Source organism: Streptococcus sp. HMSC064D12 (assembly GCF_001837205.1).
Taxonomy (GTDB): domain Bacteria; phylum Bacillota; class Bacilli; order Lactobacillales; family Streptococcaceae; genus Streptococcus; species Streptococcus salivarius_D.
Window position 1 is genome coordinate 1 of the sequence record NZ_KV831765.1, and the last position, 14,838, is coordinate 14,838.

Below are 14,838 nucleotides of genomic sequence, written 5' to 3' on the forward strand. Positions count from 1 at the left end.
TACTGACCCTCATTTCTTCTAAAAAACATATATAAACCTTTTCATTTATTTTTTATTTCTATATCTTTTTCATAAGCATATTATCCCATTTTATCATAAAAATAGTCAAAAAATTAGTACTATAACTTATTTTTCAAACTTTATTATTTTCAACTTTTTTTGTAAATCAAAGAAACATAAAAAATCCCTCAGAAACTTAATGTTTGAGGGAAGATTACTTTATAAAAATAGTCAGTTTAACCCCATTAATCTATGATAATCAACTATAACTAATGATAAGAGATAACCATCATGACCAATAGAACAACAAATAATGCAGAACTAAGACCTAGGGTCAGGCCCTTTAGAAGAGTTTGGCTTGCCCAGTAACTGGTCCTACCAATATTACTCGTGGCATCACTCGAAAAAATCTGAATTTGCCTAGGCTGCAGTGTTACAGTAATAATAAGTGACACACTTAAAATGATGAGTAAAATCATAAAGAATATTTGCATAGACTACCTCAACATACCTATTAAAGTAAAAATTAAACTAATTATAATAACAAAGCCTAACATAAAAAAGAAAATCTTATTTATTTTCTCGCCCCTAGTTTCTTTTTCCTCCACTATGGGCTTTTGTTTTAGCTCCTCCATACGGCCTTCAACCGCATTATGAAATAAGTCTTTATTTGTCATATTTCTCTCTTTCCTATGGGAAGTAGGTCACGATATTACCATCCTCACTAACAAGCACTTGACTGAGTAAAAGATTGCGAACCATGTCTTTTTTGATCTGCTTCTTCATGGTTTCAAAACCTGCAAATGCTTCCTGATAATATTCAACAATTGGATTCTTCTGACTAGCCGTTTGACTCCCAATAGCTTGTTGGAGTTGTTGTAAATAGTCAACCTGTTCAATCCAATTATCATCAATAGCCTTAAGAAGTGATAGACATTGGAAATATCCAAAAAGATCAATGGTGTCTAATTGTTTCTTTTTATCATCTATTTCCCTATAAGCAAACTGATAGATAAGTTCAGCCACAGCTTCGACATCATCAATATCCAGATTATCTGGAATTTTCTCAATATGAAAACTAATGTTTTTGAGAATAAAGTGATACAACTTCTCCTTCTCGCTAAGATCTTCTTCAACCAGGGCAATATCAATATAGTCATCAAGAACCTGCTCAATGGTATCTGTTAAATCCTGATCTTGATTAATAAGGTGATTTCGTTGGGCATAAATGAGTTCCCGTTGAATGTTCATACTCTCAGCATATTCTAGTGTTTGCTTACGTGAAAAACGTGCCGCACTGTCACTAGCTCTTTGCGCCTTCTCGACCAAACGTCTGTAGCGTCGCCCTACTAATTCTATACTCTCAGTTTTTTCATCAATAGTGTAGTCTTTATAATATTTATGTACCCAGTTAGGGCCATACTTTTTGATAACATCATCTTCAAGTGAAACAAAAAATTTAGACATTCCAGGATCTCCCTGACGTCCTGAACGTCCTCTGATTTGTAAATCAATACGCTGACTTTCCATACGTTCAGTCCCAATGACAACAAGACCACCTAATTCGGCGACTCCAGGTCCCAACTTAATATCAGTCCCTCGTCCCGCCATAGAAGTAGCTACCGTGACAGCACCCATCTGACCTGATTCAGCTATCATCTCAGCTTCTCTAGGAGCATTATTAGCATTTAAAAGATTGTGGGCAATTCCTTCCCTTAGGAGAAGGTTAGAATATAATTCAGACATTTCAACCGAACCAACGAATATTAGGAGAGGATTCCCTTTTCGATGATAATGCTTAACATACTCTAGAGAAGCATAGATTTTTTCTGGTAAAGTTACATAAAGATTGTCTGGATAATCTATCCTTTGTTTCGGACGATTGGTCGGAATTTGAACAACTTGCATTCCGTAAGTATCCAAAAATTCTTTTTCTGCCGTCTTACCAGTCCCAGTCATACCTGAAATCTTTTTGAACTTACGAAAAAGGCTTTGATAGGTGACAGAAGCCATGGCACGTGTTTCGGGAGATAACTTTACAAGCTCCTTGGCTTCAATTGCCTGATGCATGCCTCCTTGGAGTTTGGTCAATTCCATCAAGCGTCCAGTCGCTTTATCTAAAAGAACAACTTCTGGTCCATCTTTTCCTTGACGAACAATATAATCTTTATCCTTTTTGAATAGGGTATGAGCTCGGAGAGCATAAATAAGGTGACGCGCAAACGTAGCATTCTCTTTGGCATAGAGATTACTAATTCCTAGATAATTTTCAGCTAACTTTGCACCTTTAGTTGTCAGCCAAACTTCACCCTTTTCTTCCTTGAAAATATAGTCCTGATCCTCAACCAATGTCGTCATGAGTGTATTAATCATGGCATAATAGTTGGATTGAACACGAGGAGAACCTGAAATAACCAAGGGAGTTTGCGCACTATCCAGTAAGACGGAATCAACCTCATCAATAATAGCAAAGTTAAAAGGACGCATGTATTTACCGTCTTTATTCGAAGCTAGATTGTCAATAAGATAGTCAAAGCCCAAACCACTATTTGTCGTATAGATAATATCAGAAGCGTAAATCTCCCTTTTTTCAAAGGTATCAAGTTCTTCACCATCCTCTGCAAAAGGAACGCCAATGGTTAGACCTAGAAACTCGTAAACTTGTCCCATTTCTTCAGCATCACGTTTTGCTAAGTATTCGTTTGTCGTTACAAGTATTGCTCCTTGTCCTGTCAGTGCATTTAAGTAAACTGGCATGGTTGCTGTTAAGGTCTTACCTTCTCCTGTACTCATCTCAGCAATATTTCCCTGATGCATAACGATTGCTCCCATAACCTGAACATCATAGGGAAACATACCTAATACACGCTTAGCTGCTTCACGTACTACTGCGTAAGCCTCTGGTAATAAATCATCTAAACTTTCGCCTTTGTCTAGCCGTTCTCTAAATTCAGTAGTTTTATCTTTTAATGACTGGTCATCCAGTTGTGCCATCTGCTCAGCCCAACCATTAACTTGCTTGAGTACACTTTTTACTGGTTTTAAAGGATTTAAAGAATTAAACATTTTCTTCTCCTACTTCAGTGATTGTCATTCCCTTAAAATCCAATTCTACCATTCCAGCACTCAAGAGGGAGATGGAATAATTGTAGGCTTCATGAGGATAGACGAAGGTGAAAGATTGTTTTTTTTCAATCATCTGCTTAACTTCCTCACCATAACGATTTAAGAAGCTTAATTTAAGATAAACCGTACCTTCAGGAACTGTTGTAAATTGTGATTCGAGACGATAAATATATCCCTTTTTTAACAAAGGTAAGCTAGGTTGCTTTCGACTCGCCTGATAATTTTGAATAGCCAGCCAGGAATGAATCTCAGTTCCTGATGCTATCAAGGGGTTACTGAAATTGACTGAGCCATCTGGATGATGTTCAATTTGGGAACCAAACATATAGGATCTCACATTCGTTCCCCATTGAATCTGAGAGTCATTCTTATGAATCATGTTCATCCCTTTCTTCCAAAATCATTTTCTAAAATCATACGATAAAAATTGAGAAACCAAGCAGTCGCAGTTGAATGGTCATCATTATGTCGTCCAGAAGTTCCCTTGCTAAGAATTCGTGCTCCCGAAGAATATAGGACTTTAGTAATATCCTCGAAGGCTGTTGGGTCCATATCCTCATCTTTCATGTAAGAAACCCCAAAGGTCGTGTTTGAGAAGTCTGCTTTTTCAAACTTATCCCAGAACTTCTGATTAAGGGCCTCGACGCCTTCATTGTCCAAACGTCCCGTCTGCAAATGCAAGACATCAATTCCTGTCGGGAAAACCTCTGGTGCCAAAAGTCTGGCACGATTACCGATGGTACCAACATTGGCTAGAGGTTTAGACATGATAATGGCATGAGGTTCAAAGTCCGCGCCATAGTACATAGATGGGAAAGTTCCCATGGACATCCCAGAGAGAATAAGTTGATCACTGTCAAAGCCTAGGTAATCCAAATAATGTTGGATAGTATCCTTGATACTATTTTCAAGCTCTTCAGTTCCCATGTAGAAAGCTCCCCCCTCTAGGCGAGGATCAGAAAATAGCAGGAAAGGTGTCTCCATGGCCCTCATCATACCAAATCCTTCAAAACCTTCGGCAGGACGAAAACCTGAAAAGTAGACGGACAGCGGTGGCTTGAAATCCCCAGGATAAAAGAAATAATTGATTTCCTGACGTTTACTATCATGGAGAATCCCCCCACCCAATACAAACTTTCCAAATTGAAAACGTGTCCATCGTTGATGGAAATTCCCAACTCTTAGAGCACCATTTCCTTTAGCTTCTAAAGTTGCTGATAAAATATAAGTTCTCCCCTGATCTAAAACAATGGCACCTTTACGCATTTCTTCCTCGCTAACTACAATTGTTCTCACGATTTCTGAAACTGAACCTTCAGGAATAATGCGCAGCACTAATTGGCATTGACAGGTCTGAGCCTTCTCAAATTCTAACCAAAGTTCAACAGGGAAATCCTCAGCTACTCGAATATTAAAACTCCAGTTAAGAATAGGCTTAAAGGAATCGCCGTAATTCCCATCTAAAGAGATACTTTCAAAACCATTATAAATAACTTTCCCTTCGAATCGAGGATGAACCTGAATCTGATAAGGGAACAATTTATCACCATATTGTCCAGCGAAAAGTGCCTTAGACAGGGTATCTAGCAGATCTTGCTTATCTGAAAAATCTGCTGGTATAGCACAAATTTCTTTCAGAAAGCGACCTACTCGATGGTCCTCTATCAAAAGGTCAGCATCATAAAAGATGGTATAAGGAACTAAGATCTTACGCAAGTCCATCAGCATGAGTAAGGATTCCTGACTATCAACAAGGACCGCATTAAAATTTCTTAGTTTAGCTTGTTTCAAACATTGGAGAATATCACTAGAAAGCCCAGCACGAAGGTAGAAAAAACGAACATTATCGGGGAGTTCATAAGTATTTGACCAATTATCTCGTCCAACCTGCAAAATGCTAATTTTAGACATACTTATCCTCCTTCAAATAGTGCTCCCATTTTTCAACAAAACGCTCTCCTGTATTTTCTCTGATTTTCTCAATTGCTTCAATTAAAGCTTGATTCCAGTACTTTAACTGATCAAGATAATAAGATGCCGCCTCCTCAAATTGTGTTACTTCTTCTAGGATATAACCATTTTTCAAATGTGTTACATAGTCCGAAGTGACCCTATTTATCTGTGGAATCCCAGCACTAATGCCTGCAATTTGAGTATAACGATGTGGTTCCAAGCTGAGATCAACAATAAGACGGGTATACTCAAATTCTTTAATCAAGGCTGTCTCATCAATCAAATTAACAAAATCATAACGATACTCAACTTCCTCATTTTCAGCGAGGTAGTTTTCTGCACTTTGATTATCTTTTATGTGTTTGAATTTTTTCTTATTCAGTTTTTCAGAGATAAGGTGCTCTACGTCTTCCTTAAATGTATCAAAATCATGCGGATTCGCATTGAAAGTTCCAAATACAATATAAGTATTCTGGTGATTTGCTACAAAATCTAAAACCTGATAGATAGCTTCCCAAATGATATCATCTAAATTCACCTGGTAATAGAGTTTAGATGACTTAAGACGTTGGCTCTTTCCAAGTGCTAGACGGGTATCATAAGATGCCATATGCTGAATCTTCTCAGCTTGCTCTGGAAATAGTTTTCTTAATTCTGTAGAAAAGTCCTGAGAATCACTAATAATCAGATCAACAAGTTGCAAATAAGAAGCATAATCCTCTAAGGGGTCATTTTGATTGCGTTCTTTGAAGTAGGTCAAGATTTTCTGATTAGCCTCTGGTAGATGACTATAAAGAGTTTGATTCAGATTACTTTTCGACGCAACAACAAAGCAATCCGAAGGCGTCAATTCTTGAGCAATATAAGCATCAAAGAACTCCCAAATGACTTCTTCCATACTGATATAGTAATTTTTCTTAAAACGATGATCTGTTCTTGGATTACTTACGATCCCTCGTCCATCAAAGAAATGACAAAGTTGCCAAATGCCATCTTCATTCAAATAATCTCGGTGTGTCGCCTGACCATTTTCAAAATGAAGGATACTAGAAACAAATCCTCTGTCATCGTAGACTTCTTCTCTTAAAATCAGACCATCCTGATAATATCGAATAAGACTCAAATATCCTTCTGGTCCCAACTCTATTTCGGCAAAACGCTGATGATGTTTCTCAACAACAATAACGAAGGGGGTGAAAATAAAGTCACAATCATCATCCCAATCCAAGTCAGATACTTGTAGGCAACGCATGGGCTGATCTTTGATTCCTTGAATAGCATCAAACACTGAAAAATGCGACACTTCTAAGAGATCAAAGCGGTGCAGAAAATAACGTAGATGTGGTTGATAAGCTAAAAGTAATAATCTAGGCGACATCGCTTGGCCTTGAAAAATACGTGCTTGGTGTAAAGTATCATCAAATTCTATTTTCGAGGTTCTAAAATACCACGGTGTTAAGTCAGGTTGCCAAAACTCTGCCCCTTGACCGTACCAAGCCGGAATTAAATAATACATATGTTCTCCCATTTTTTATGAATTCAAAATAATTAACGATATATTAAGGATGATAGGTAGGCAGGTCAAAAAGATCACCAGACTACCTATCACTCTCAAATGAATAATTGAGGTGATATAAATAATTTTAACTTTTAATCTAGTCAAACAAACCTTTATAGGATTCATTTAGGGTCATAGCTGCAATTTCTTCGCGTACATTGTATACCATTCCACTGTAAATCAAAAACATTCCAGGAATCATACTAAGTTGTAAGTACTGCGGATTAATAAGCACAATCATCATAGGGCCACCTGCCATGATAACTGTATAAATTGCCCCAATAACAGCAAATTTCATGACAACTTTATTGATATAACGGCTTGTATCAGGACCAGGATAAACATTGTAAATGTACTCTCCTGATTTTCGCATGCGTTCTGCAATTTGTTCACCACTAACGTTTACGAAAGCAAAAGCAATCCCCAAAACAAATAAGACCACTTGATAGAGAACAAGCCAAATCGGATGTCCCACTGTCAGAGCTTCAATCCAAGTATTTGTCCAACTGTTTTTAGGAAATAAAATCTGAATCAAGATAAGAAGATATTGAGGAATAGAGACTAGAGAAATTGCGTACATGAAGGGCATCCCACCTGCTGGGGTAAGCATAACATCAAGATAGGAATACTGGCTAAAACGATTATGAATATTAACCTTATTGATGGGAATGCGATACCGTGCTCTTTGGACAATAACTGCAATATATAAGAAGAGCAAACCCATGATAATCAGAGAGAGAATAATCGGTAATCCTATATGTAGTCGTGTAATACTCTCTCCAATTTGCCTAGGTAGATTAGCAACCATACTGGCCATCAAAATGACAATAGAACCTCCTATACCAAAGAAAGAATTCAAATCCGATAGCCAGACTAAAAAGAAGGTTCCCGCAATTAGAAGGATAGTGTTCGTTAGGATAGCCAATCCTTTAGGAATTCCTACTTCAATCGGAAGGCTTAGAGACACCGCTAAAGACTGGATGAGAGCGATGGCAAAGGTCAAATACATTTTGCGTCGATCCTGTATTTCTATTGGTAGCTTACTTAAACCAGACTTTTTTGAAAACGAAAACATCTGCCAAAGAATCATGGCTGACATCCAAGGGGACAAGCCCACAGAAAAAAGTGAAAATGAACTTAAATTACCACCCATCATAGCACTTGTGAAGGCTATCGAATTGGATAACCCTCCTAAGAGTTTTGGGTGTTTCAAATCTATAAATGGTAAGACTAAATGGCTTCCCAAAACATAAATAAAGAGGAAAAGAACTGTCCAAGATAAACGTTTAAAAACAATAGATTGTAATATTTTTTTCATTAGCAGCCACTCTCCTCCTTCTCACTAATACGCTTAGCAACCAATTGATTAATAGCATTCACCATCAATTCAGGATTTTCATGTGAACAAATAGCTTGATAAGATTGATTTGGAGCTTGTGTATTCTCAAAAGTTAGTAAAGGAAGCTGATTTTGAGTTACGTACTCATAGATTTCTGGTAATTTATCATAATGATTAATATCCAGATAGAAATCAACTTTAGATAGCTCATATTCAACAAGCAAAGGATAGGTATTTTGATAAAGGGTTACATTTGGATGGCGAGATAGCACTAAAAGTTCTGTAGCCATATAGGTATAGGCAGCGATGATAAAATGAACTTGAGGGAGATGCTGAACTAAGTATTCAATCTGTTCCAATAAGTAGGAGTTCGTCAAAGTATAACACGTCAACACGGTAGATTCACGGTTAGATTCTAACTCAAAGCCCCGATTTGTCCATGTTTTCAAAATTTGAGACCATTCCATGAGACAGTACCGCCACCAAACCTCACGCAGTCGTACTACTGAAAACTGATTCCACGGTTTATCCGGAGAAATATAATGTAAAATCAAAGGTAGTGGTTCAAGAGGAATTTCAAAAACAAAACGATGACCTCCCTCGGCTGCACCAGCATCAAAACCAATTTGAAAATTATAAGTATCAGGTAAATTCAGGTAGCGGTCTTCAAATACCATATTGAGTATTGATTGATCACCCTCTCCTACATTTGCGTGCTCCCGTTCAGTTATATCCACTAGTTTTTGACGGATATGTTCCTCTTTCCATAAACGATTGTTAATTAGCAATACACCTGCATTAAAACCAACACCGGCACCAAAACATGAACGAACAGCTCCGACATAATTGTCTCCCAATTCCTGTTCAAAAAGACTATCTAGATTACCTGTGACTATCAAATCACTATCAAGATAAAGTACCTTATCTTCATGTACGAAATCAGGTATAAAATAACGCGCAAAGGTCATATGGTTGATATGTCCCAACCTATTAGTCCAATTCATCTGAAATTGAGGACCAATTAACTTAATATCAAGAAGCTCTCCTCCGAGTCTCTCCACATGCTCTCTCGTGGCACGGAACCACTCGACTGGAATATCTTGATTAAAAAGGTATATTTTAAGCTGACGATTGTGATAACAAAGAGATTTTAAAGCGGTCTCTATTTGACGAATATAAGCATAATCTCCTGCCAATACTACTGTATTTTTATTATTCATATATCTTTCTTATTCTACCGGCAAACGAGATAAGTCTGCCACGATTTGTTTGGTGTAGGTTTCATCTTCGATGAATTCAATATCTTGGTCAAAGTTATACTCCGCCGTGTGTTTGTGTTTGAGTTTAACTTTTGTTGTCGCACCCATTTTTAGCCATTCATATTCAGAGTCAATATGTCCAATATCCAAGGCTTGATAACCATCTTTAGCTAGATTTGCAACTAATACTTTAGCCGTTGGGCCCAACATGATAAGTATAAGATGATTATCCGCATACTTACGAATTGTTGACTCAATAGCATCCACATCCTTATAAGCACAATGAGAAGAGCAGACAATACGTTTGATAGATAAGGCCTGATCGAATAAATCATTACCAACCCCAGAACGAGATGTAGCTCCTTCTACTATTAAGAGATTTTTGTTTTCCCATAACCTTTTTAGCTTTTCAAACTGTGACTCGGCTTTTGTTTTATCTAAAAAATCAATATAAGGACGTGAGATAAAGGTTGAACCATACCATGGTGCCGGTGCAATTTGACGATAAAAATCATCATAATGATCCAAATGCTTTTTCCAAAAATCTTCTGCCCACCACGTAAATTTGAAGCGATCTTCGAAAGCATCTGGCAAACAGACTAAGAGTTTTTCTGAACTGTTCATTCCAACTAACTCACGTAGAGTTCGTGCCAGTTCAGGATGATAATCTTGGTAGGCGATAGAATGGCCAGCTATTAGATTGATTTCACCATCTCCAAAACGAATGACAGATGAATGATTTTCCCTAATGAAGTCCAGACTCTCATCAATGGACTTAACCGTTGGTAGAGGGAGAATTTTAGGCAAGCTTCCTTCTCCATCCAATTGTTCAATCGCCGTGATCAGTTCCTGTGGTCGCTCACTTGAAAAAAGAAACTGCCCATGGTTCCCGTGTTGGGTTTTATAAAAACCAAAACTAGGAATCCCCGCCAATTCTACCTGTGATAGAATATCACCAGCTTCATCGCCATGATTAATATCCAAATAAATATCCGCACTATGGATCAACTGGCTCAACTGCTCCTGATTGATCGCAGGATACAAACTAACATTGGGATGTTGCTTTAATTCGACTAACTTAGGTCCCATAGCTGTCCAAGCACCGATATGAAACTGCACAAATGGAAGAGCACAGACCAGTTCTTCGATCGACTCGAGATCTTGCGTTTGGGTCATGGTTAAGGAGTGCAATCGTGGAAGCTCGTGAACTTCTCCCCATTCACCTGTCTTTATACGCTCTTTAATGAGTGAATGCATTTGTTCAATCGTGTTGACCTCTAACTGCGCTTGCTCACTATGTCTGGTTTCTGGGAAGGACAAGATCGGTTTCCCTGTTTTCGCATAAGCCGCCAAGGTTGCTTGATCAGCAGTACCATAGTTAATATCTAAATAGGCAGCAGAACGATTGATAAGTTCTTCCAATACTGGAGGGACGACTTCTGGATACAATCTCACATTTTCATATTTTGCAAGACGCATCAATTCCTCTCCCATTTCCGTATAGGCAGCAATATGGAACAAGGCCTTCGGATGTCCCTGAATCAATTCCTCAAGGTTTTTGAAGGATTGAGAATTGGTCAAATTGAACAGATGGAGCTCATAATCTGGATCCATCTCTATCTGGAAGTCCCCCATATGGTGAGACAAGACCTGACTGTAATCCATGTCGTGGAAAGCCCACCATAATTGGCGGAAACGATTGGCACTTAGTGTCGCCCATGGTTTTCGGTGTGAGACAAAATGCACAACATAGGGATCTTCACTATCTTTAAAGTGATTTGGCCAATGACTCATAAAAGCAGTCACGTCATGACCAACTTGGAGGTTCATCCTTTTATCCAAGGCTAACCATCTATCACGAAAGACCTTATTAAAGATTGTCTGATCCCCATTAAATTTAGGAATATTTCCTTCTAAAGCTTGCTGGAGTGAGCCATTCGTCTCATTCACCAACTGCTCTGTCATATTTTCTCGTTTCCACAAACCATTATCAATTAATAAGACACCGGAATTAAAACTTTGGTTATCTGTGTCCATCACGGCTGCAATCGGGTGGCCCTTCATATCTATTTCAAAGATATCCTCTAAGTTCTTTAGAACCAGCAAATCCGCATCGAGATACAGCACCTTTTCCTCTGAGATATACTTCGGAATAAAGTAGCGGGAATAAGCATCCAGACTAATATGTTCCTGAGTCCACCAGGTATCCTTCACATCGTCTGGATTCAATTTGACATCAATGAGGTCGCCCCCTAAGAGCTGAGCCATCTTCCGTGGTTTTCGAAACCAGTCTGGAAGGATATCTCGATTCAAAACATAAATTTTCACATTTTTATTGTGATAAAAGATAGATTTTATAGTCGTCGATAACTGAGCGATAAAGTTCTGATTTCCTGCTAGAACAATCGCCCGACTTTTTGTATCATGCATGAAAACTCTTCTCCTTGATCCGTTTTTTTACCAGTACTTGCTGATAAGCTTCCATGTCTCCATGTTTTAAGGTCTCTTCTTCATGAATGGCCAATCGCCACTTGTAAGCAGCAATTTCTGCATCTATTAAGCCCTTTGGAGCTCCGATCAATTGAAGAATCATCATGCGTTCTTCGATACTTTGTAACGGATAAACATCTGCAAGATTAACCGTTTTGGTCACACTTGTCTCACGTTTACGATGCAGATAGATGGCCCGGTTCATATAGACAATTTTATCAGCTTGTAGATAGACCTTGTAGGTCGTATAATCATCCTCTACCGTTTTATCTGTTGGATAAACAATCTCTTTAAACAATTCCGCCTTATAAAGCTTTGCCCAAGGGACCGTGAAACATTGGCTCAGATTATACTGCCCATCATATTGATGTTGGAACCACTCAAAAGGAGAATAGACACGCTCAAAATAATCATTTCCCCCAACATGGATTAAAAAGTTCCCCTCTTCTTCCATAAATTGAGTGAAATTTCCAATTGCAATATCTGCATCTGCTTTTTTCAGCAAATGATATAAACTCTCGATATGATCCAGTTCCAACCAATCATCGTTATCCACAAAGAGAATGTAGTCTCCCGTCACCGCTTCTAAAGCACGATTCCGACTAGATCCAACTCCTCCATTAGGCTTATGATAGACCTTCACTCGAGGGTCCTGAATCTTGTAGCGTTGGCAAATAGCGGCAGAACCATCCGTTGAACCATCGTTGACTAAGATAATTTCTAAATTTTGATAGGTCTGTTGGATGATACTATTTAAGCAATTTTCAAGATAGGCCTCTGAATTATATACAGGGACGATGACACTAATTTTTTCCATTTTTTCCTTCACTTATTTCAACCTAATTCATACCTGATTTAACTCAATTGAGCTAAATATTCTTGAATAACACCAATCATATCATCAATATCCTCTACATGAAAACAGTGACTATCCCCTTCAATCTCACAATGATTGGTAACATCAAAAGAAAAGATAGGTTTTTTCAACGCAGTAACCTTTTGAATAATATCATAAATCTCTTCATGATAATTGATATCCAAATAAAAATCCAATTTATCCAACACAGCTTGAGCATTGTACCGTGTAAAACGAGGATAAAGCGAAACATTGGAGTAGGCTTCTAAAGCAATTACACTAGGAGCAAAATTTGTGTAAGCAAGGATATTAAATTGAACATTTGGCAATGCTTCCACCAATGTTTCAATATGTTCCATAGCTGCCGAATTCGTAAATACTGCTGTTTGGAATTTGGGCCTTCCTACCAAATCCTTGAAATGACGTTTGGTAATATCCTTTCGTAACAAGATTTCAGACCATTCCAGACCATAATAAAACCACCAGATATCCCGACAACGATTCAAATTCCACTGATACCAAGGCTTCTCTCCCGCATAGTGAATGATTACTGCGTCCTTCTCCAGCTGGTCTGCCTTATCATACCATTCAGGGACGTTAAAGGTGTGAGCAAACGTATCCATACCAACCATTACATTGTAGACTTCTGGTAGTTTTTTCCAACGTCCTTTAAAATAACGATTAAGGATTCCTTGATCTCCAAACTCCTCTTGATGATAGCGATTCGTCAATTCCAGCAACTGATGGCTAGCTTTTTCTTCTCTCCAAAGCACAGTATTCACAAGGAGCACACCTGCATTAAACTTAGAAGCATCTAAGCCATCCGTAACTGCGGCCAAAGCATGATTTTCTATATCTTCTTCGAAGAGAGGTGTCAAATCTCCAGTGACAACAATATCAGAATCTAGATAAAGTGCTCGGTCTTCTGTAACAACATCTGCAATAAAATAACGATAAAAGGTAGCATAACTTAAATGATCCATGGGTAGCGAATACCCTTTTATCTGATCAGAAGAAATCTTAATATTCCGAATTTGTGATTGAACAGACTCTAATCTTCTCCCCATCAACCAGAACCACTCCTGAGGGAGATTGTCATTGATCACATAAAAAATAATTTGACTGTTTGTCGCAACAATAGATTTTATAGTTACCTCTAGCTTTTCCATGTAACCATTATCACCAGCAAGAACGATTGCCCTTTTCACTGAAATTTTCCCCCTCTTTTTTCTCAATTATCCTTTTATAAAGTAAATAAGAAATTAATAGCATCTATTAAAAGCTTCTTAGTGATATACCCCTCTTTTAGGAGGAAAGCAAACCCTTGAGCCCTACTACTAATTTCTTGATAGGATTCTGGAGCCATATTTTGAACCAATTGATTGGCTTCTTCCAAACTGTTCACAGCAAATCCTAAACCACGCTCTTCAATCAGATGACTATTTGATAAGGTGTTGGGCACAATCACAGGAATTCCTGCCGCCAGATAGGTGCTGAGCTTATGTGAAATATTCATTTCGTAGTAATCAACATTCTCCCCATCGTTATACTGGGTATTCCAGACAAGACCAAAGCCTCCCTTTGATAGTTCCATCAGGAGTTCTTCATTGCGCTTCCATCCTTCAATCACCAAATTGGCTTCTGGATTGCTCTTTGGCTCATTCGCAAAAACTCGCAAAGGGGTTTCATAAACCCAATTTTGCAACTCTGGAAAGCGTGTCAAAGATCCTGCAAAGAAAATCTCTTTTTTAAATACTGGTTGGTTCAAACTGAGGTTATGAGGATGATCCCAAAATTCTTGAATCAAGATTTTTTCCACAGTCAGACCTGCTTCACACAGACGGTTAACCATTTGTTGTGAAGGCGCAATAATGACATCTGCTTGATTGAACATCTCCATATAAGTCGGCATTAGGTAGGCATTATCACGGAACATTAGTGGAATAACGTCATGGATAAAAATCACTAGTTTAACTCTTAAATCCTTCAGCTTCGCTACAAATTCCGCGTCAAACTCCCAACCATTCCAAGTTGGCGATTGAAAAATCACAATATCACCAAATGAGATACTTGCCATGATTCCATCTAGACGCTTGCTTCTCTCACTCGGACTATCTGTAGAGATATTATAAAAATAGATTCCAATCTCTCGATACCCCAAAGCACGCGCAATATCCGTCACAGCATTCTGAGCTAAGATGACAGTGCTATCCCCTGCCATACCATATAGATTTGTAATATGTACTTTAGTCATGGT

Annotated in this window: 12 protein-coding genes; all 12 read right to left on the reverse strand. The window is 38.2% G+C overall.

Annotation, left to right across the window (positions count from 1 at the left end; all coding sequences use genetic code 11):
- Positions 1-269: 269 nt before the first annotated feature.
- Positions 270-494, reverse strand: coding sequence for an accessory Sec system protein Asp5 (locus HMPREF2697_RS08925; protein WP_041817196.1), 225 nt, complete (start codon positions 492-494; stop codon positions 270-272).
- A gap of 3 nt (positions 495-497) precedes the next feature.
- Positions 498-677 carry an accessory Sec system protein Asp4 gene (asp4, locus tag HMPREF2697_RS08930; protein WP_004182209.1) on the reverse strand — a complete coding sequence of 60 codons (180 nt, stop codon included), beginning with the start codon at positions 675-677 and terminating at the stop codon, positions 498-500.
- Positions 678-690: 13 nt separating this feature from the next.
- Positions 691-3,066 (reverse strand): accessory Sec system translocase SecA2, encoded by a 2,376-nt coding sequence (gene secA2 / locus HMPREF2697_RS08935; RefSeq protein ID WP_004182208.1) that lies wholly within the window; start codon positions 3,064-3,066, stop codon positions 691-693.
- Positions 3,059-3,505, reverse strand: a complete 447-nt coding sequence (gene asp3, locus HMPREF2697_RS08940) for an accessory Sec system protein Asp3 (RefSeq protein ID WP_070850441.1) — start codon at positions 3,503-3,505, stop codon at positions 3,059-3,061. The genes secA2 and asp3 overlap by 8 nt, the downstream gene beginning before the upstream one ends.
- Before the next feature lie 2 nt (positions 3,506-3,507).
- Entirely contained in the window at positions 3,508-5,037 is a 1,530-nt protein-coding gene (gene asp2 / locus HMPREF2697_RS08945; RefSeq protein ID WP_070850443.1) for an accessory Sec system protein Asp2, read from the reverse strand.
- Positions 5,030-6,595 carry an accessory Sec system protein Asp1 gene (gene asp1 / locus HMPREF2697_RS08950; protein WP_070850445.1) on the reverse strand — a complete coding sequence of 522 codons (1,566 nt, stop codon included), beginning with the start codon at positions 6,593-6,595 and terminating at the stop codon, positions 5,030-5,032. The genes asp2 and asp1 overlap by 8 nt, the downstream gene beginning before the upstream one ends.
- Positions 6,596-6,734: 139 nt before the next feature.
- The gene (gene secY2 / locus HMPREF2697_RS08955) at positions 6,735-7,955 is read right to left on the reverse strand and encodes an accessory Sec system protein translocase subunit SecY2 (protein WP_013990275.1); all 1,221 of its coding nucleotides are present in this window, start codon (positions 7,953-7,955) and stop codon (positions 6,735-6,737) included.
- The gene (locus HMPREF2697_RS08960; RefSeq protein WP_045772252.1) at positions 7,955-9,196 is read right to left on the reverse strand and encodes a glycosyltransferase family 8 protein; all 1,242 of its coding nucleotides are present in this window, start codon (positions 9,194-9,196) and stop codon (positions 7,955-7,957) included. The genes secY2 and HMPREF2697_RS08960 overlap by 1 nt, the downstream gene beginning before the upstream one ends.
- Positions 9,197-9,205: 9 nt before the next feature.
- Complete coding sequence (locus HMPREF2697_RS08965) at positions 9,206-11,665, reverse strand: SP_1767 family glycosyltransferase (protein WP_045772251.1); 2,460 nt, start codon at positions 11,663-11,665, stop codon at positions 9,206-9,208.
- Complete coding sequence (locus HMPREF2697_RS08970; protein WP_004182200.1) at positions 11,658-12,542, reverse strand: glycosyltransferase family 2 protein; 885 nt, start codon at positions 12,540-12,542, stop codon at positions 11,658-11,660. The genes HMPREF2697_RS08965 and HMPREF2697_RS08970 overlap by 8 nt, the downstream gene beginning before the upstream one ends.
- Before the next feature lie 38 nt (positions 12,543-12,580).
- Positions 12,581-13,789 (reverse strand): glycosyltransferase, encoded by a 1,209-nt coding sequence (locus HMPREF2697_RS08975; RefSeq protein WP_045772250.1) that lies wholly within the window; start codon positions 13,787-13,789, stop codon positions 12,581-12,583.
- Between the two features lie 35 nt (positions 13,790-13,824).
- On the reverse strand, positions 13,825-14,835 hold the full coding sequence (locus HMPREF2697_RS08980; RefSeq protein ID WP_013990270.1) for a sugar transferase: 1,011 nt from the start codon (positions 14,833-14,835) through the stop codon (positions 13,825-13,827).
- Positions 14,836-14,838: the final 3 nt, after the last annotated feature.